At 67.8% G+C, this 17,657-nt stretch carries 20 protein-coding genes; 15 read left to right on the forward strand and 5 right to left on the reverse strand.

Features of this window, described 5'->3' with window-relative positions; translation table 11 throughout:
• Positions 1-236: 236 nt before the first annotated feature.
• Entirely contained in the window at positions 237-671 is a 435-nt protein-coding gene (locus ACDP63_RS21560) for a hypothetical protein (RefSeq protein ID WP_024845614.1), read from the reverse strand.
• Between the two features lie 309 nt (positions 672-980).
• Between ACDP63_RS21560 and ACDP63_RS21565 the strand changes: the two genes are divergently transcribed.
• The 4 genes from ACDP63_RS21565 (at position 981) to ACDP63_RS21580 (ending at position 3,975) form a co-directional block, all read left to right on the forward strand.
• Positions 981-1,295, forward strand: coding sequence for a ribbon-helix-helix domain-containing protein (locus tag ACDP63_RS21565; protein WP_024845615.1), 315 nt, complete (start codon positions 981-983; stop codon positions 1,293-1,295).
• Positions 1,296-1,395: 100 nt separating this feature from the next.
• The gene (locus ACDP63_RS21570; RefSeq protein ID WP_024845616.1) at positions 1,396-1,791 is read left to right on the forward strand and encodes a VOC family protein; all 396 of its coding nucleotides are present in this window, start codon (positions 1,396-1,398) and stop codon (positions 1,789-1,791) included.
• A gap of 49 nt (positions 1,792-1,840) precedes the next feature.
• The gene (locus tag ACDP63_RS21575; RefSeq protein WP_024845617.1) at positions 1,841-2,383 is read left to right on the forward strand and encodes a twin-arginine translocation pathway signal; all 543 of its coding nucleotides are present in this window, start codon (positions 1,841-1,843) and stop codon (positions 2,381-2,383) included.
• 11 nt (positions 2,384-2,394) lie between these two features.
• A complete protein-coding gene (locus ACDP63_RS21580; RefSeq protein ID WP_409928617.1) occupies positions 2,395-3,975 on the forward strand; it encodes a GMC family oxidoreductase in 1,581 nt (526 codons plus the stop codon).
• Positions 3,976-4,017: 42 nt separating this feature from the next.
• Here the strand turns inward: ACDP63_RS21580 and minE are convergent, their stop codons facing one another.
• From minE to minC, 3 genes are read right to left on the reverse strand one after another with little or no spacing between them, the layout of a single operon-like run.
• Positions 4,018-4,296, reverse strand: coding sequence for a cell division topological specificity factor MinE (minE, locus tag ACDP63_RS21585; RefSeq protein WP_024845619.1), 279 nt, complete (start codon positions 4,294-4,296; stop codon positions 4,018-4,020).
• A gap of 1 nt (position 4,297) precedes the next feature.
• A complete protein-coding gene (minD, locus tag ACDP63_RS21590; protein WP_024845620.1) occupies positions 4,298-5,119 on the reverse strand; it encodes a septum site-determining protein MinD in 822 nt (273 codons plus the stop codon).
• 21 nt (positions 5,120-5,140) lie between these two features.
• Entirely contained in the window at positions 5,141-5,887 is a 747-nt protein-coding gene (gene minC / locus ACDP63_RS21595; protein WP_024845621.1) for a septum site-determining protein MinC, read from the reverse strand.
• A 236-nt stretch (positions 5,888-6,123) separates the two neighbouring features.
• On the opposite strand from minC, the gene ACDP63_RS21600 reads away from it, so the two are divergent.
• The 11 genes from ACDP63_RS21600 to ACDP63_RS21650 all read left to right on the forward strand — a co-directional run bounded on the left by ACDP63_RS21600 (position 6,124) and on the right by ACDP63_RS21650 (position 15,987).
• Positions 6,124-6,771, forward strand: a complete 648-nt coding sequence (locus ACDP63_RS21600; RefSeq protein WP_036748218.1) for a phosphoribosyltransferase — start codon at positions 6,124-6,126, stop codon at positions 6,769-6,771.
• Positions 6,772-6,862: 91 nt separating this feature from the next.
• A complete protein-coding gene (locus ACDP63_RS21605; RefSeq protein ID WP_409928618.1) occupies positions 6,863-7,831 on the forward strand; it encodes a TRAP transporter substrate-binding protein in 969 nt (322 codons plus the stop codon).
• Positions 7,832-7,837: 6 nt separating this feature from the next.
• Positions 7,838-8,332 carry a TRAP transporter small permease gene (locus ACDP63_RS21610; protein WP_024845624.1) on the forward strand — a complete coding sequence of 165 codons (495 nt, stop codon included), beginning with the start codon at positions 7,838-7,840 and terminating at the stop codon, positions 8,330-8,332.
• Positions 8,325-9,614, forward strand: coding sequence for a TRAP transporter large permease (locus tag ACDP63_RS21615; RefSeq protein WP_024845625.1), 1,290 nt, complete (start codon positions 8,325-8,327; stop codon positions 9,612-9,614). The genes ACDP63_RS21610 and ACDP63_RS21615 overlap by 8 nt, the downstream gene beginning before the upstream one ends.
• Before the next feature lie 272 nt (positions 9,615-9,886).
• Positions 9,887-10,066, forward strand: coding sequence for a periplasmic nitrate reductase, NapE protein (gene napE, locus ACDP63_RS21620; protein ID WP_024845626.1), 180 nt, complete (start codon positions 9,887-9,889; stop codon positions 10,064-10,066).
• A 15-nt stretch (positions 10,067-10,081) separates the two neighbouring features.
• On the forward strand, positions 10,082-10,420 hold the full coding sequence (locus tag ACDP63_RS21625; protein ID WP_074991062.1) for a chaperone NapD: 339 nt from the start codon (positions 10,082-10,084) through the stop codon (positions 10,418-10,420).
• Positions 10,417-12,912 (forward strand): periplasmic nitrate reductase subunit alpha, encoded by a 2,496-nt coding sequence (gene napA / locus ACDP63_RS21630; RefSeq protein WP_074991064.1) that lies wholly within the window; start codon positions 10,417-10,419, stop codon positions 12,910-12,912. The genes ACDP63_RS21625 and napA overlap by 4 nt, the downstream gene beginning before the upstream one ends.
• Positions 12,885-13,370: a nitrate reductase cytochrome c-type subunit gene (locus tag ACDP63_RS21635; protein ID WP_024845629.1), complete on the forward strand. Its 486-nt coding sequence runs from the start codon at positions 12,885-12,887 to the stop codon at positions 13,368-13,370. Before napA ends, ACDP63_RS21635 begins: the two co-directional genes overlap by 28 nt.
• A gap of 1 nt (position 13,371) precedes the next feature.
• Positions 13,372-14,085 carry a cytochrome c3 family protein gene (locus tag ACDP63_RS21640; protein ID WP_024845630.1) on the forward strand — a complete coding sequence of 238 codons (714 nt, stop codon included), beginning with the start codon at positions 13,372-13,374 and terminating at the stop codon, positions 14,083-14,085.
• A gap of 537 nt (positions 14,086-14,622) precedes the next feature.
• A complete protein-coding gene (gene rnk, locus ACDP63_RS21645; RefSeq protein ID WP_024845631.1) occupies positions 14,623-15,036 on the forward strand; it encodes a nucleoside diphosphate kinase regulator in 414 nt (137 codons plus the stop codon).
• Positions 15,037-15,261: 225 nt separating this feature from the next.
• On the forward strand, positions 15,262-15,987 hold the full coding sequence (locus tag ACDP63_RS21650) for a hypothetical protein (protein WP_024845632.1): 726 nt from the start codon (positions 15,262-15,264) through the stop codon (positions 15,985-15,987).
• On the opposite strand, the gene ACDP63_RS21655 is transcribed toward ACDP63_RS21650, so the two are convergent.
• Complete coding sequence (locus ACDP63_RS21655; protein WP_024845633.1) at positions 15,909-16,886, reverse strand: mechanosensitive ion channel family protein; 978 nt, start codon at positions 16,884-16,886, stop codon at positions 15,909-15,911. The two genes, ACDP63_RS21650 and ACDP63_RS21655, sit on opposite strands and share 79 nt — an antisense overlap.
• Between the last annotated feature and the right edge of the window lie 771 nt (positions 16,887-17,657).

A 17,657-nucleotide genomic window follows, 5' to 3' on the forward strand; every position in this document is an offset into this window, starting at 1 on the left:
CTCCGGGCCCCTTTCTCCGGGCCCCTTTCTCCGGGCCCCTTTCTCCGGGCCCCTTTCTCCGGGCCCCTGCGTCCGGGCCCCTGCGTCCGGGGCCCTGCGTCCGGGGCCCTGCGTCCGGGGCCCGTTATGATCGGCCCCCGTCCGGCAGCCCGGACTGCCCGCCCCTCCAGGGCCGCACAAACGACAAGGCCGCCCGGCAAGGGCGGCCTTTCCTTTCATGTCGCCCCGAGGCGGGATCAGAAGCTCAGCACCGTGGTGTTCTCGGCGATCAGTTCAGCGGCCATCGCATCGGGCTTGGCCGGCGTCACACCCTCCAGCAGCACCGAGGCATCCGCGCCCTTGCCGGGCAGGTAGATGGCGCAGACCTGCACCTTGACGCCGTTCTTCTCGATCATCTGCTGCATCAGGCCCTGCGGGCTGGCACCTTGCGGCGGCTGGCCGGCGGTCGCGGTCTCGGGCGCCTCCTTCAGCGCCATGTCGCCGGCGGGGCCGCATAGCAGGATCTGCGCCTCGGCCCCCTTGGCCACGGCGTTCATGGTCAGCACCATCGCCATCAGCTGGGTCTGCGGCTCGGGCGCGGTCAGGATGGTCACGAGCTTGCGCCCCTCCTGGGCCGAGGCGGGCAGCGCGGCCGCAAGGACAAGAGCGGAAGCGGCGAGCAGGGTTTTCATCGGATTCTCCTGATGCGAGGTGCAATAATACGCATTTTCGTATATTTCATCCGGCAATCCGCCGGGCAGCGGCTTATTGTCGCCCCACCCGCGGCCCGGATCGACCGATACCGGTCCGGCCACCGCACCGCGACCGCCGCCGACCCTGGCGATGCCCGCCACATGGGTTGCCCCGCCGTGCCGTGCCGCATTCGATGCCGGTCCCGCACGCCGGTTCCGCGCCGGACAGGCCGCGGTGCAAGAAACTGGCATGGCTCGCCCGCCGTGCTATGATCGGGGAACTTGCCGAGCCAGTTTGGGAACCATGCCATGTGCGAAGTCTTCTCCCGCCAGGATCCGCGCCGCTATCAGCCGACGACCCGCAAGCTGCGGCTGAACGGGCAAAGCACCTCGATCCGGCTGGAACAGGCCTTCTGGGACATCCTGGACGAGATCGCCGCCGGCGAGGGCATGGCCACGCCCGCCTTCCTGTCCACGCTGCAATCCGAAGTGCTGCAGCTGGGTGGCGAGCCGGTGAATTTCACCTCGCTTTTGCGCTGCGCCTGCCTGGTGCAGCTGGAGCTGCGCGGCCGCGGCGCGCAGGATTTTCGCAAGGCCGCGCAGCAGGTGGCGCAGGCCGCCTGATCGCGGCATCGCGCAAGAAATCCGCCGCGTGGTAGCATGATGCTACCCGCGGGGCCGGCGTCCTTCCGATACTGGTGCAAAGACCGGAAAGGAAAGCCGCATGGCCAAGATGATTCATTCGATGATCCGCGTGCTGGACGAGGCGCGCTCGCTGGCCTTCTACAAGGCCGCCTTCGGCCTGGAACCGGTCGAGCGGCTGGATTTCGACAGCTTCACCCTGGTCTACCTGGCCAATGCCGAAAGCAGCTTCGAGCTGGAGCTGACCATCAACAAGGGCCGCGAGCAGCCCTATGAGCTGGGCGACGGCTACGGCCATCTGGCCGTCTCGGTCGAGGATGTCGCGGCCGAACACCGGCGGCTGACCGATCTGGGCCTGGCCCCGCGCAAGCTGGTCGATTTCGCCCCCGGCGGCGAGGTCATCGCCCGCTTCTTCTTCATCAAGGATCCGGACGGCTACGAGATCGAGGTGCTGCAACGCGGCGGCCGGTACCTCTAGGCAGGCGGCCCGCCGGGAGGGGCGGGCCAACCAACTCAGGGAGGAGCAAATGACTGTCATCCACAAATCCCCCTCTGGCAGCGATGTCAGGGGGCTGACCCGGCGCGGCCTGCTGGCGCGCGCCATGGCGGCGGGGGCGACCTTCGTGGTCGGCTCGGGCTTCGTCGCCGCCCGCGACGCGGCCTGGGCGGTCGAGACCGCGGCGCTTAAGCCCGAGACCATGGCGGTGCTGATCCAGATGGCCCGCGACATCTATCCGCATGACCGCATCGCCGACCGCTTCTATGCCATCGCCGTCAAGACGCATGACAATCCCGAACAGGCGCCGATGATCGAGGAAGGCGTGGCGGGGCTGAACCTGGTCGCCCAGGCCCAGGGCTTCGACACCTACCTGGCCGCGGGCTGGGAAAAGGACCGCGTCGCCATGCTGCGCCTGATCGAGCACACGCCCTTCTTCCAGACCGTGCGCGCCGGGCTGGTGACGGGCCTATACAACCAGAAGGAGGTCTGGCCGGTCTTTGGCTATGAGGGCGAGAGCTTTTCGCAGGGCGGCTATATCGAGCGCGGCTTCAACGACATCGACTGGCTGTGAGGGAGGCGGAGATGGCTGACAATGTAGCGAAATTCGGACATGACGACGCCTCGGTCGTGGTGGTGATCGGCACCGGCTCGGGCGGCGGCGTGCTGGCCAACGAGCTGGCGCAAAGGGGCGTCAAGGTCGTGGCGCTGGAGGCGGGCGGGCGCTACCTGCCCGAGGATTACATCAACGACGAATGGGACAGTTTCGCGCAGCTGAGCTGGGGCGACATGCGCACCACCTCGGGCGACTGGCGGGTAGCGCGGGACTTTGCCAACCTGCCGGCCTGGATCGTCAAGGCGGTCGGCGGCACCTCGATCCACTGGGCCGGTGCATCGCTGCGCTTCCAGGAACACGAGTTCAAGGCGCTGACGACCTATGGCCCGGTCGATGGCGCCAGCCTGCTGGACTGGCCGATCACCCTGGCCGAGCTGGAGCCCTATTACGACCTGGCCGAGAAGAAGCTGGGCGTCACCCGCACCAACGACCTGCCCGGCCTGCCGGGGAACAACAATTACCTGGTGTTTGAAAAGGGCGCCAAGGCCCTGGGCTACAGCCAGGTCTCGACCGGCCGCATGGCGATCAATTCGGTCGATTACGACGACCGCATGGCCTGCCAGCAGACCGGCTTCTGCTTCCAGGGCTGCAAATGGGGCGCGAAATGGTCGGCGGCCTATACCGACATCCCGCGCGGCGAGGCGACCGGCAACCTAGAGGTCCGCGACCATTGCCACGCCACCCGGATCGAGCATGACGAGGACGGCAAGGTCACCGGCGTGCGCTATATCGACCGCGACGGGACCGAGCAGTTCCAGCGCGCCCGCATCGTCGCCGTCGCCGGCAACTCGATCGAAAGCCCGCGGCTGCTGCTGGCCTCGGCCTCGGAGCGGTTCCCGGACGGGCTGGCGAACAGTTCGGGCCAGGTCGGGCGCAACTACATGCGCCACACCACCGGCTCGGTCTATGCGATCTTCGAACGCCCGGTGCGGATGTGGCGCGGCACCACCATGGCCGGCATCGTCCAGGACGAGGCGCATCACGACCCCGCCCGCGGCTTCGTCGGCGGCTATGAGCTGGAGACGCTGTCGCTGGGCATCCCCTTCATGGCGGCCTTCATGGATCCCGGCGGCTGGGGACGCGAGTTCACCTCGGCGCTGGACAGCTATGAAAACATGGCCGGCATGTGGATCGTGGGCGAGGATCTGCCGCAGGAAACCAACCGCATCACCCTGAACCGCGGCGAAAAGGACCGATTCGGGCTGCCGGTGCCGAACGTGCATTACGACGACCACCCCAATGACATCGCCATGCGCAACCATGCCTATGCCGTGGGCGAGCGGATCTATCGCGCGGCGGGCGCAACGCGGATTCTGCCGACGCCGCCCTACCCGTCCACGCATAACCTGGGCACCAACCGCATGTCGGAAAACCCGCGCGACGGGGTGGTGAACAAATGGGGCCAGTCCCATGACATCCCGAACCTGTTCGTCTCGAACGGTTCGGTCTTTACCACCTCGGCAGCCGAGAACCCGACCCTGACCATCGTCGCGCTGGCGATCCGGCAAGCGGAACATATCGCCGCCGAGATGGAAAAGGGCGCGCTGTAAGCCCTGCGCCCCGCCCGCCAAGGGCGGGGCCTGTCGGCCTGCCTAGCTGGCGGGCCGCGCCTTCGCCGGGCTGGCATTGGGCAGCTCGATATTGATCTCGAGGCTGGACAGATCGTCGCTGCGCTCAAGCTTGATGTCGACCGCATCGCCGTCGATTTCCATGTGCCGGCGCACCACCTCGAGGATGTCGCGCTGCAACAACGGCAGAAAGTCCGGGCTGGTCGTCCCGCTGGAACGCTCATGCGCAAGCAGGATCTGCAGGCGCTCCTTGGCGGTTTGCGCCGAACTGGGCTTTCGCTGACGGAATGAGAAACCGAACATGTCAGGCCGTCCGTCCCAGAAGCCTCTGGAAGAAGCCGCGGCGCTGGTCGCCGGGGCTCACCCGCATCTCGATCTGCTCGCCGACCAGCCGGCCGACGGCGTCCAGATAGGACTTGCCCGCCGGCGACTTCTCGTCCAGCGAGACCGGCGTGCCCTCGTTCGAGGCCTTCAGGACCGAGGTGCTTTCCGGGATGATGCCCAGCAGCGGGATGGCCAGGATTTCCAGCACGTCCTCGACGCTCATCATGTCACCGTTGGCCGAGCGGGCCTGGTCGAAGCGGGTCAGCAGCAGCTGCGCCTTGACCGCGCTGCCGTCGCCCTTTTCGGCCAGCGCCGTCTTGGAGTTCAGCAGACCCAGCACCCGGTCGCTGTCGCGCACGGACGAGACCTCGGGGTTCGTCACCACCACGGCCTCGTCGGCGTAATACATCGCCAGATGCGCGCCACGCTCGATCCCCGCCGGGCTGTCGCAGACGATATAGTCGAACTCCTCGCGCAGCTCGTCCAGCACCGCCTTGACGCCTTCCTTGGTCAGCGCGTCCTTGTCGCGGGTCTGCGAGGTCGGCAGGACATACAGGTTTTCAAGCCGGCGGTCCTTGATCAGCGCCTGCTTCAGCTTGGCGTCGCCCTGGATGACGTTGATGAAGTCGAAGACCACGCGGCGTTCGCAGCCCATGATCATGTCCAGGTTGCGCAGGCCCACGTCGAAATCGATCACGGCCGTCTTGTGGCCGCGCATGGCAAGCCCCGCGGCGATGGCGGCAGAGGAGGTCGTCTTGCCGACGCCGCCCTTGCCGGAGGTGACTACGATAACCTTGCTCACGAGCGTTTCCTTTCTCATGGGTTATTTGAGGGACTCGATGCGCAGCACCTCGCCCTGAAGATAGACTTGGACGTATTGCCGCGGCGTGTCGGCCCCCAGGTTCTCGCTGGTGCGGTAAAGCCCGGCAATGGCCAGCAGCTCGGCATCAAGCGCATGGCAGAAGATGCGGGCCGAATCGTCGCCGTTGACGCCGGCCAGCGCCCTGCCGCGCAGCCGGCCATAGATGTGGATGTTGCCGGCCGCGATCACCTCGGCCCCGGAACTGACCGAGCCGACGACGATCAGGTCGCCGCGATCGGCAAAGACCGTCTGCCCCGAGCGCACGGGCTGCGAGATCAGGCGGTTCGCCGGCTCTTTCGGCGCCGGCGCGGGGGGCGGTTCGGGGCGGCTGCCCTGGCGCGAGACGCGCTCCAGCGCCGCGTCGCGCCCGCCGGGCAACGAGATCAGCCCGGCCTCGGCCGCGGCCTGCGCCTGCGCGGGCGTACCGCTCTGGATGCCAAAGACCGACAGCTTGCGCCGGCGCAGCTCGGCGGTCAGCTGCATCAGATCCTGGGCACGGTCCAGCCCCTCGGCCTGCTCCAGGTCGATGACCAGCGGCGCATTGTCGAAAAACAGCGGCGTCTGGTTCAGCCGCGCCTCCAGCGCCTCGAAAAAGGCACGGTCCGGCCGGCCGCTCAGATGCAGCGCGATGGCCGTGAAGGTGCGGCCGCGGATCTGTAAAGGCTTCACGGTCGCCACGGCCTGCACCGCGCTCTTGCCGGATTGCATCTGTCTGCTCGGTCCCGCTCTGTTCTTCGTATCGGACGGGCTTGACCCGCCCGTTCCCTGGGCCATCTTCCTAATACGTCCGGGCCGCAGCGTCCATCGGCATCTGCCGCGCCGGCCGCCTTCGGCGGAACCGTGCGCAGCGATGATGCAGCCACCACCCCTTTCCGGCCACGGGAACATTCCCCGGCGGCGGGAGGTTCGGTTCGCGGATAACGCATGGGAAAAAGGAAGGCGGGATGTTCGCAGATCGCACGGATGCCGGCAGACAGCTTGGCGCCGCATTGTCCGGGCACCGGGGCGAGCCGCTGCTGGTCCTGGCGCTGCCGCGCGGCGGGGTGCCGGTCGGGCTCGAGGTGGCAAGGGTGCTGGACGCGCCGCTGGACGTCATCCTGGTGCGCAAGCTCAGGGCGCCGGCGCATCCCGAACTGGCCATCGGCGCCATCGTGGACGGCGCGCCGCCGCAATTGCTGCTCGACGACCAGCTCGTCGCCGCGACCGGGGCGACGCAGGATCACATCGCCGCCGAAAAGGCCCGGCAGCTGCGCGAGATCGAGCGCCGGCGCCAGGCCTATCGCGGCGGCCGGCCGGCGCCCGAGACCTGGGGCCGGACGGTGATCGTCGTCGATGACGGCATCGCCACCGGCGCCACCATGCGCATCGCCCTGAAGGCGCTGGCGCGGTCCGGCGCGGCCAGGGTGATCGTCGCCGTCCCCGTCGCGCCGCCCGACGTGCTGGAGAAGATCCGCGCCGAGGCCGACGAGGTCGTCTGCCTGCGCACGCCCGAGCCGTTCCACGCCGTCGGCCTGCATTACCACGACTTCGACCAGACCAGCGACGAGGAGGTGGTCCGCGCCCTGGCCGAGGCCGACCGCAACCGGGCCTGAACCTCGCCCGCGCCGCCGCCGGCCGGCAGCGGGATTGCACATTGCCGTCATGTGGCGCTAAATCCCCGCCGGACAGCGGAAGGGATTCAGCATGAAACACGTCTTTGCCGCGGCGCTTCTCTGCGCCGCCGTCGCCGCGCCTTCGTTCGCGCAGGAGATCAAGATCGGCTACGCCCTGGCCGAGGACAGCCATTACGGCGCCGGCGCCAAGGCCTTCGAGGCCTCGCTCAAGGAAAGCCTGGGCGACCAGTTCAGCTTCCGCCACTTCCCGTCCTCGGGCCTGGGCGGCGAGCGCGAGGTGCTGGAGGGGCTGCAGCTCGGCACCGTCGAGATGACCATCGCCTCGGACGGCACGCTGACCAATTTCGTCCCCGAGGTCGGCGTCCTGGGCGTGCCCTTCCTGCTGCGCGACAAGGACCATGCCCGCAAGGTGCTGGACGGCGAGATCGGCCAGGAGATGCTGGCCAAGTTCGAGCCCGCCGGCCTGCACGCGCTGGCCTGGGGCGAGCAGGGCTTCCGCCACATCACCAGCAATCGCGGCGCGGTCGAGGCGCCCTCGGACCTGAACGGGCTCAAGATCCGCACCATGGAGAACCCGGTGCATATCGAGGCGTTCCGCGCCCTCGGTGCCGCCCCCACCCCCATGGCCTGGCCCGAGGTGATCGGCGCGCTGGAACAGGGCGCCATCGACGGGCAGGAAAACCCGCTCTCGGTGATCGTCTCGGCCAAGCTGAACGAGGTACAGAAATACCTGACCCTGGACGGCCACGTCTATTCCTCGACCATCATCCTGGTCTCGCCCGCGCTGTGGAACGGGCTGGACGACGCGCAGAAGGCGGCGTTCGAGAAGGCGGCGAAGGTCGCGGTCGTCGCGATGCGCGCCTATGTCGACGAGGTCGATGCCTCGGGCGTTGCCGCGATGAAGGATGCCGGGATGCAGGTGAACGAGCTTTCGCCCGAGCAGAAGGCCGCCTTCCGCGAGGCGCTGGCCGGACCCTACCAGCAATATGAGGCCCAGTTCGGCAAGGAGCTGATGGACCGCATCCAGGCGGTCGAGTAAGCCGCGATGCGCCGGATCGAACGCGCCTTCGTCACGCTGAACGGTGCCGTGCTGGTGCTGGGACTGGCCGTCATGGCGGCCATCCTGGGCTGGAACGTCGCCGGTCGCTACCTGACCGGCAATTCGCTGACCTGGGCGGACGAGGTGGCGCGTTACTCGATGATCTGGCTGACCTTCCTGGGCAGCGGGCTGGCGCTGCGCCATGGCGCCCATGCCGCCATCACCAATGCCCAGGACGCGCTGCCCACGCGGGGCCAGCTTGCCCTGCGCGGGCTGATCCTGCTGGTGCTGTTCGGCTTTTTCGGCTTCATGGTCTGGGTCGGCATCGACTACATGAACCGCATGGCGATCCAGCGGTCAGCGGCCTTGCAGGTGCCGATGAAATGGATCTATGCCGCGATGCCCGCCGGCTTCGCGCTGATGATCGTCCATCTGGCCCTGATCGCGCCGCAATACCTGCGCGCCGGCCTGCAGCATTCCGACGAGGCCGCCCTTGGTTGAGATCCTGATCGCCGCCTTCCTGATCCTGATGGTCATGGGGGTGCCCATCGCCTTCGCGCTGGCGATGGCGGCCTTCGCGGCGGTGGGCCTTGCCGGCCGCTATCCGCTGGTCGTGGTGGTGAAGGAGATGTTCACCGGCCTCGACAGTTTCCCGCTGCTGGCCGTGCCCTTCTTCATCCTGGCGGCCGAGATCATGTCCACCGGGGCGATCTCGCGCATGCTCTTGCGCTTTGCCTCGCAATTCGTCGGCCACCTGCGCGGGGGGCTGGGTTACGCCAATATCCTGACCGGCACGCTGTTTGCCGGCATTTCCGGCTCGGCGCTGGCCTCGGCGGCGGGGCCGGGGGCGATGATGGCGCGGATGATGGAGCGCAGCGGCTATTCCAAGGCCTATGCCGGGGCGCTGACGATTTCCGTGGCGGTGATCGACCCGATCATCCCGCCTTCGATCACCATGATCATCTATGCGCTGCAGGACCGCAACACCTCGGTCGGTTCGCTGTTCATGGCCGGCATCCTGCCCGGCCTGCTGATCGCGGGGCTGCTGGCCGGGGTGAACTGGTGGATCAGCCGCAAGCGCGGCTATCGCAGCGCCGAGCCGCGCCCGCCAATGGGCCAGATGGTCCGCAACAGCTTTGCCGCCCTGCCGGCGCTGCTGCTGATCGTGCTGATCGTCGGCGGCATCCGCGGCGGGGTCTTCACCCCCACCGAGGCCTCGGTCGTGGCGGTGTTCTATGCCATCGTCACCAGCGCCTTCGTCTATCGCGGCTTCACGCTGGCGGACCTGTGGGGGGCGTTCCTGCGCTCGGCCATCATGTCGGTGGCGGTGCTGATGATCCTGGCCGCCGCCCGCGCCTTTGCCTGGGTGCTGATCATCGAGGGCGTGCCGCAGGCCATGGCCGATGCGGTGATCGCCATGGACCTGTCGCCCATCGCCTTCCTCTTGATGGTGAACCTGCTTCTGCTGGTCTTCGGCATGTTCATGGACCCGCTGCCGGGGGTGATGATCCTGGTGCCGATCCTGGCGCCCATCGCCCACAGCCTCGGCATCGCCGCGGATCATTTCGCCATCATCGTCATCGTGAACCTGACCTTCGGGCTGATGACGCCGCCGGTCGGCGGGCTGATCTTCGTCGTGGCCTCGGCGACCCGGCAGAAGCCCTCGGCGCTGATCCGGGAACTGCCGCCCTTCTTCCTGGCCGCCATGGCCTCGCTGCTGATCCTGACCTTCGTTCCGGCCCTGTCCACCTGGCTGCCGCAGATCAGCGGCTTCGCCCGTTAGCGCGCTCATGTCGCAGTCGGCCCGCAGGGGCCGATTCCGGCTTGACCTTGGCCGGGGCGCTTTACAGCCTCTAGGCCGGCGGCGGGGCACGGGCGAAAGCCCGGCCTATCTTACTGACGAGCAACCATTTTCAAGCGTCCGATGCGACCGCGCACGGATGGCTGGCCGGCCAGATGCCGCGCCGGGGCGAATTTTTCCGGGAACCTTCTTTGATTTTTCACAGTTCTGTGGAAGATTGGACTGAGACATTTTGTCGCACAGGTTGCCCAGAAATGATCGATTCCGCGAAAGAAACCGATCGCCCCAAGCACCGCAAGCGGGATGAAGTCATCGCCTTCCTGATCCTTGCCGTGGTGATCTGGCCGATCCTGTCGGTCGCGATCGTCGGCGGCTACGGCTTCCTGGTCTGGATGTCTCAGATCATCTTCGGACCCCCCGGACCCATGCATTAGATTTAGAGAGCGGCCATGCGCGAGCCAGACAGGATCCCCATCCAGCGACGCGACATTCTGACCGGAAAGCTGAAACAGGACAGCGGCGGGGAATCGCGTTTCCTGCACATCTCCAGCGCCATCGTCACCGTCCGGCCGGATCGCGCGGCCGACCTGGCCCGGCATTTCGCCACCCTGCCCGGAACCGAGGTCCATGCCGTCCAGGGCGCCAAGATCGTCCTGGTGCTGGAGGGCGCCTCGGTGGGCGAGATCGGCAGCCGCATGGCGGCAATCTCGGTGATGGAGGGCGTGTTCTCGGCCAACCTGGTCTTTGAACAGATCCTTCCCGCCGATGAGAGGGAGGCACTGTCATGACCATTTCCCGGCGCGATCTGCTCAAGGCGCAGGCGGCGGGGATCGCTGCCATGGCCGCCAATATCCCGCTGTCCTCGCAGGCCCAGCCGGTGCCCGGCGGTGTCGAATCGCTGCAAATCACCTGGTCCAAGGCGCCCTGCCGCTTTTGCGGCACCGGCTGCGGCGTCATGGTGGGTGTCAAGGAGGGGCGCGTGGTCGCCACCCATGGCGACCTGCTGGCCGAGGTGAACCGCGGCCTGAACTGCGTCAAGGGCTATTTCCTGTCCAAGATCATGTATGGCGCCGACCGCCTGACCCAACCGCTGCTGCGCAAGAAGGACGGCGTCTATGCCAAGGACGGCGAGTTCACCCCGGTCAGCTGGGAGGAGGCTTTCGACACCATGGCCGCCCAGGCCAAGCGGGTGCTCAGGGACAAGGGGCCGACCGCGCTCGGCATGTTCGGTTCCGGCCAGTGGACCATCTTCGAGGGCTATGCCGCGACCAAGCTGATGCGGGCAGGCTTCCGGTCGAACAACCTCGACCCCAATGCGCGGCATTGCATGGCCTCGGCGGCCTATGCCTTCATGCGCACCTTCGGCATGGACGAGCCGATGGGCTGCTATGACGATTTCGAGGCGGCGGACGCCTTTGTCCTCTGGGGCTCGAACATGGCCGAGATGCATCCGATCCTGTGGACGCGGGTGGCGGACCGGCGGCTGGGCCATCCGCATGTCAAGGTGGCGGTGCTGTCCACCTTTACCCATCGCAGCTCGGACCTGGCCGATATTCCCATCGTCTTCAAGCCCGGCACCGACCTGGCGATCCTGAACTACATCGCCAATCACATCATCCAGACCGGCCGGGTGAACCGCGATTTCGTCGATCGCCACACCACCTTCGTCGCCGGCGCGACCGGCATCGGCTACGGCCTGCGCGACGACGACCCACGCGAGATGGCTGCGCGCACGGCCGAGGATCCGGCGGCGACCACGCCCTCGACCTTCGAGGAATTCGCCGAGCTGGTCAGCGAATACACGCTGGACAAGGTCTCGGAACTCAGCGGCGTCGAGCCGGGCTTCCTGGAGCAGCTGGCCGAGCTTTACGCCGATCCCGACCGCAAGGTCATGTCCTTGTGGACCATGGGCTTCAACCAGCATGTGCGCGGCGTCTGGGCCAACCAGATGGTCTATAATCTCCATCTGCTGACCGGAAAGATCTCGGAACCGGGCAACAGCCCGTTCTCGCTGACCGGCCAGCCCTCGGCCTGCGGCACGGCGCGCGAGGTGGGCACCTTCGCCCATCGCCTGCCCGCCGACATGACCGTCACCAATCCCGAACACCGCAAGCATGCCGAGGAGATCTGGCGCATCCCCCATGGCGTGATCCCCGAGCAGCCGGGGCTGCATGCGGTGGCGCAGGACCGGGCGCTGCATGACGGCACGCTGAACTTCTACTGGATCCAGGTGAACAACAACCTGCAAGCCTCGCCCAACAACGACGGCGAGGCCTGGCCGGGCTATCGCAACCCGGACAATTTCATCGTTGTCTCGGATGCCTATCCGACGGTGACGGCCCTGGCCGCCGACCTGATCCTGCCCGCCGCCATGTGGGTCGAGAAGGAGGGCGCCTATGGCAATGCCGAGCGGCGCACCCATGTCTGGCATCAGCTGGTCGAGGCGCCGGGCGAGGCGCGCTCGGACCTGTGGCAGATGATGGAATTCTCGAAACGCTTCACCACCGACGAAGTGTGGCCCGAGGAGATCCTGGCCGCCAACCCGAACTATCGTGGCCAGAGCCTGTTCGACGTGCTGTTCCGCAACGGCAGCGTGGACCGCTTCGACCTGTCGGAACTGAACCCCGATTACGCCAACCGCGAATCGAACGCATTCGGCTTCTACGTCCAGAAGGGCCTGTTCGAAGAATATGCCGCCTTCGGCCGCGGCCACGGCCACGACCTGGCCCCCTATGACACCTATCACGAGGTCCGCGGCCTGCGCTGGCCGGTGGTCGACGGCAAGGAAACGCTGTGGCGCTATCGCGAGGGGCTGGACCCCTATGTCGAGCCGGGCGCCGGCGTGCAGTTCTATGGCAACCCGGACGGCAAGGCGCGCATCATCGCCGTGCCCTACGAGCCACCGGCCGAACCGCCCGACGAGGAATACAACATCTGGCTGGTGACAGGCCGGGTGCTGGAGCATTGGCATTCCGGCTCGATGACCATGCGCGTGCCGGAACTTTACCGGGCCTTTCCCGGCGCCCGCTGCTTCATGAACCCCGAGGACGCCCGCGACATGGGCTTCAACCAGGGGGCCGAGGTGCGCATCGTCTCGCGCCGGGGCGAGATCCGCTCGCGCATCGACACGCGCGGCAGGAACCGGATGCCGCGCGGCGTGGTCTTCGTGCCGTGGTTCGACGCCAGCCAGCTGATCAACAAGGTGACGCTGGACGCCACCGATCCCATTTCCAAACAGACGGATTTCAAGAAATGCGCGGTCAAGATCCTTCCCGTCTGATCCGGCCCGCCGCCATGGCCGGCCTTTTGCTGTTCGCGCTGGTCGGCGCCGCCCTGCCGCAGGCCGAGCCGGCGGTGCAGATCGTGCCGCCCTTGACCGGCTGGGCCGAGCCGATGTCCGAGGGCCAGATCCCGCCGCTCGGCCGGCCGATCACCGACGACGTGCGCCGGATGCGCAACTATCCCGAACAGCCGCCGGTGATCCCGCATTCCATCGACGGCTACCAGCTGACGGTGAACACCAACCGCTGCATGGATTGTCACAAGCCGCAGTTCACCGAGGGCTCGGGCGCGCCGATGATCAGCGTCACGCATTTCCAGGACCGCGACGGGCAGGTGCTGACCGACGTGACGCCGCGGCGCTATTTCTGCACCGCCTGCCACGTCCAGCAGACCGATGTGCAGCCGCTGGTGCCGAACCAGTTCCGCGACGGCTATCGCCACGCCGGGGGCCCGTGACATGGGCTGGATCAGGGCAAGCATCCGCTGGATCTGGGGCCGGGTCACCTGGTTCTGGCGCGTCATCAGCCGTCCCAGCAGCTTTCTCAGCATCGGCTTCCTGACGCTGGGCGGCTTCATCTGCGGCGTGATCTTCTGGGGCGGGTTCAATACCGCGCTGGAAATCACCAATACCGAGAAATTCTGCACCAGCTGCCACGAGATGCGCGACAACGTCTATCAGGAGCTGATGCCGACGGTGCATTTCTCGAACCGCTCGGGGGTCCGGGCCAGTTGTCCCGACTGCCACGTCCCGCATGAATGGACCGACAAGATCGCCCGCAAGATGCAGGCCTCCAAGGAAGTCTGGGGCAAGATCTTCGGCACCATCAGCACGCGCGAGAAATTCCTGGAAAAGCGGCTGGAACTGGCCAAGCACGAATGGGCGCGGCTCAAGGCCAACGATTCGCTGGAATGCCGCAACTGCCACGCGGCGGTGGCGATGGATTTCACCAAGCAGACCCGCCGCGCGGCCCAGATCCACGAGCGTTACCTGATCTCCGGCGAAAAGACCTGCATCGACTGCCACAAGGGCATCGCGCATCAGCTGCCCGACATGACCGGGATCGAGCCCGGCTGGCTGGAACCGCCCGAACTGCGCGGCGAAGAACAGGCCTGGCTGGGCGGCGGCCCCGAGGCCGTCCACAGCTATCTCGCCACCGTCGAGACGCGCTAGGGTCGGCTCGGGCGCCTGCCCCTCGGCCGCTGGGCCTGCCCGCGAAAGGGCGGCTGAAGCGGGACATCCGATCTGAAGCCCAGGGACATCAGATCCGGCAGGAAGTCTTTTCTGCCCGCTTGGGCCTCAATCCGCCGCCCCATCGTTATCGTTCGCCCCGAACGCGGCGGCGATCCCGGCCGTCGCACCACCGCCTTCGAAATTCCATTCGTGATAGCACGTGTTGCGATCCATCGGCCGATCCCGTAAGCGGCAGTTCTGATGTCGGGTAACAGCGGCACCTGCCGCTGCGACCGGTGAGGCCGCTCTCTCGACTCGGGGCGGCGGCGCGGCTAAAGTGGGGGCATGACCATGCGTATTCCCCTATGCAAGAGCCGGTGCGGCACCGGTTTGCTGCTGACGCGCCAGCTGCCCCGGACAGGGGCGCGCTTGCGCTGACCTCGCGTCCGGGGCTTTCCTGATCCAGAAATTCGACCGCTGCTCCGCCCCCCCCCCGCGGCGGCCCCGGCGGGTCATGACATGACTGAAGGAGCCGACATGGCCAGAACATCGCGACCGCCAGTCACCATCGCCAGCGATACGCTCGACCGGCTCGAACGCCTTGCCGAAGGGGCGATGGCGCGCAATCCCGACCTTGCCGACCGGCTGCTGACCGAACTGGCCCGCGCCCGCGTCCTGCCGCCCGAGCGGATGCCCGAGGATGTCGCCGGCATCGGCAGCGCCGTCACCTTCCGCGACGAGACCACCGGGCGCGAGCAGACCGTGGTGCTGGCCTGGCCCGAGGATGCCGACATCGCCGCCGGCCGCGCCTCGGTGCTGACGCCCATCGGCGTGGCGCTGATCGGCCTGCGGGCCGGCGCGCGCTTTCCCTGGGACACCCGCGCGGGCGAAACGCGCGAACTGACCGTGCTGGCGGTCGGCCGCGCCGATCCGGTGACCCCGGCGGCATAGGGGCTTGGCGATGCGACGGGACCGGTTCTGCCCGGATCGCGGCCCTGCGCCGCGGCTCGGCCTGCCGCATCCCTCGGCGATCTTTCCGCTGCTGATCGGTTTCAGGGCCACCAATGTGCCGGGGTTGTCCGCGCGCTGAACGCCGGGCAACCCAAGGCCATTTTCCGAAACCGTCACGCAACCACCGGGGGGCCCTTCTGGCCTGCCCGATGTCGGGGATCGAACATGCCCATCTGGAATACCCTGGCCCGCGCCGGCACGGCGGCGGGCGATGAAATCCTGCTGCGCCAGCGCGGCGCAATTTACGAGATCCGCTTCAACGGCCTGGAGCTGATGTCCAACCTCAACCATCAGTCCGAGACCGTGCTGGCCGAGCGCAGCCTGCGCCTGCATGGCCGGCCCGGCGCCCGCGTGCTGATCGGCGGGCTCGGCATGGGCTTCACCCTGCGCGCGGCGCTGGAATTGCTGGGCCCCGCCGCGCAGGTCACGGTCTGCGAACTGATCCCCCAGATCGCCGGCTGGAACCGCGACCGCATCGGCCATCTGGCCGGCCACCCGCTGCGCGACCCGCGCGTCAGCCTGCGCATCGCGGATGTGATGGCGGTGCTGGCAGAGCCCCGCGCCGGTTTCGACGTGATCCTGATGGATACCGATAACGGGCCGGATTTCACCGTGCGCCCCGAAAACGGCCGACTTTACGGCAAAGGCGGCCTTGCGGTGCTGCGCCGGGCGCTGCGGCCGGACGGCATCGCCGCCTTCTGGTCGGCCACCGCCTCGGACCCGTTCGAGCGGGTGCTGGACGCCCAGCCCTGGCATTGGCGGCGCGACGACATCCAGCTGGTCGGCGGGCGGGTCGATGCCTTCCACCACATCTACCTGGCCTCGGCCGAGGCCGGGCGGATCGGCCTGCGGGCCCCGGCCCGCGCGCTGCCGGCGCTGGCGCTGTCCTGACCCTGGCCGCAGGGCATCCGGTCCGCCGCCAGCCGGATGCCCTGTTCGCGCAGCGCGGCGTCGATCAGGCTCACGACCTCGTTGCGGCAGGCCAGTTCGCGGTCGTGCTGCGGCACCCAGTATTTCACCCGATAGGTGATGCCGGCGGGACCGTAATCCGTCACCTGCACCTCGGGCGGCTTGCCGGCCGAGATCATGCGCGCCGCGGCGGCGGCCGCGGCGATCAACCGGCCGGCCTCGGCCACCGGCAGGTCTGCGGGCAGGGTCAGTTCGGCATGGTCGCGGTATTCCTGCCGCGGCGCGCTGAAATTGGTGATCCGCCGCGACGAGATCTGGCTGTTGGGCAGGATGACATAGGTGCTGTCGCGGCTGACGAGGCGCGTGGTGCGCCAGCCGATCTCCTGCACCTTGCCTTCGGCCAGGGTCTCGATGCGCACCCAGTCGCCGATGCGGAACGGCGCCTCGATCCCCATCGCCAGCCCCGAGAACACGTCGGCCACCGCATTGCGGATGGCAAAGCCCAGCACCGCCAGCACTAGGCCCGAGCCGGTCAGGATCCCCGACAGATCCTGGCGGAAGAACAGCGACAGGCTGGCCAGCGTGGCCACGGCCAGCAGCCCGAACCACAACAGGTCCAACAGCACCTTGGGCACCGGGCGCCGGCCCTTGCGGCGGCGCAGCAGGCGCCGGGCGGCCAGCCCATGCGCCAGGCGCGCCCCGGCAAAGCAGGCCACGGAAAAGCCCGCGTTGCGCAGCGGCCCCGCCCAAAGCTGTAAGGCGAAAAGGTCGGGATGGCGCCGCGCCAGCGGCTCGACCAGGGTGGCGGCGGCCAGCGCCAGGGCGACGACCACAGCCAACCGCCACAGCAGGCCCATGGCCGGGGCTTCATCTTTCGCCATCGTCGCCCCCCTTTGCGCCCTTGCGCCGCGGCAGGCGGCGCGGCTCGGGCACCGAGAACGGCAAGGGAAACGGAGCGCGGCAGATCGGACATCGCCGGGCGGCAGCCCTGGGAACATCCTCGCCGCAATGCGGGCAGATCGCCGGCAGAAGGGCGCGCAGCATGACGGAACCTCTTGGGAAAACGGGCTGGATTCAGCTTGACCCCGGCCAGCCGTCCACGCCTTGCGTGTCAACGGGGCCGGGGCAAGCCATGCGCCTGTTCAAGGCGCAGGGCGTATCTGTCCAAGCCGAAGCCCTGCAAGACGAAACCCCATGCGCAAAACCCAAGGGCCCCAAGGGGCCAGCCTAGACATGGCCTTTGTTTTCCTGCTTTCAAGCCTCTGGACGCAGGCACCCCGCCCGATGCCGGCCGCATCGCCGCGGCGCTGGCTCGGCCCCGCCGCGATCCGGGACCGCGGCGATCCGCGCATGGTCCGGGATGTCGCGCTGCGGCCGCAGCCGTCCCGCGGTCCCTGTCGCGCAACGGCCGGGGGTCGGCCTGAGGCAGCCATGTCACCGCGACGGGCGGGCGATGCCAGGCAGGCCGCATCGCGCCCGGGATGGGACCGCAACCACCGGGGATGCTGGCGATGACCGGCAGCCAGCGGGTCCACGCCTCGGAATATCCGGTCGCAGGCCGGCGCGCATCGGCTTCTGGTCGACCTGGACGGCGATGGCACGGCCGAGCTGACGATCGAGCTGGGCGGGCTGGAGCAGTTGAACGCCTCGGA

This window comes from Paracoccus sp. P2 (assembly GCF_046335115.1).
In the GTDB taxonomy this organism is placed as follows: Bacteria; Pseudomonadota; Alphaproteobacteria; order Rhodobacterales; family Rhodobacteraceae; genus Paracoccus; species Paracoccus pantotrophus.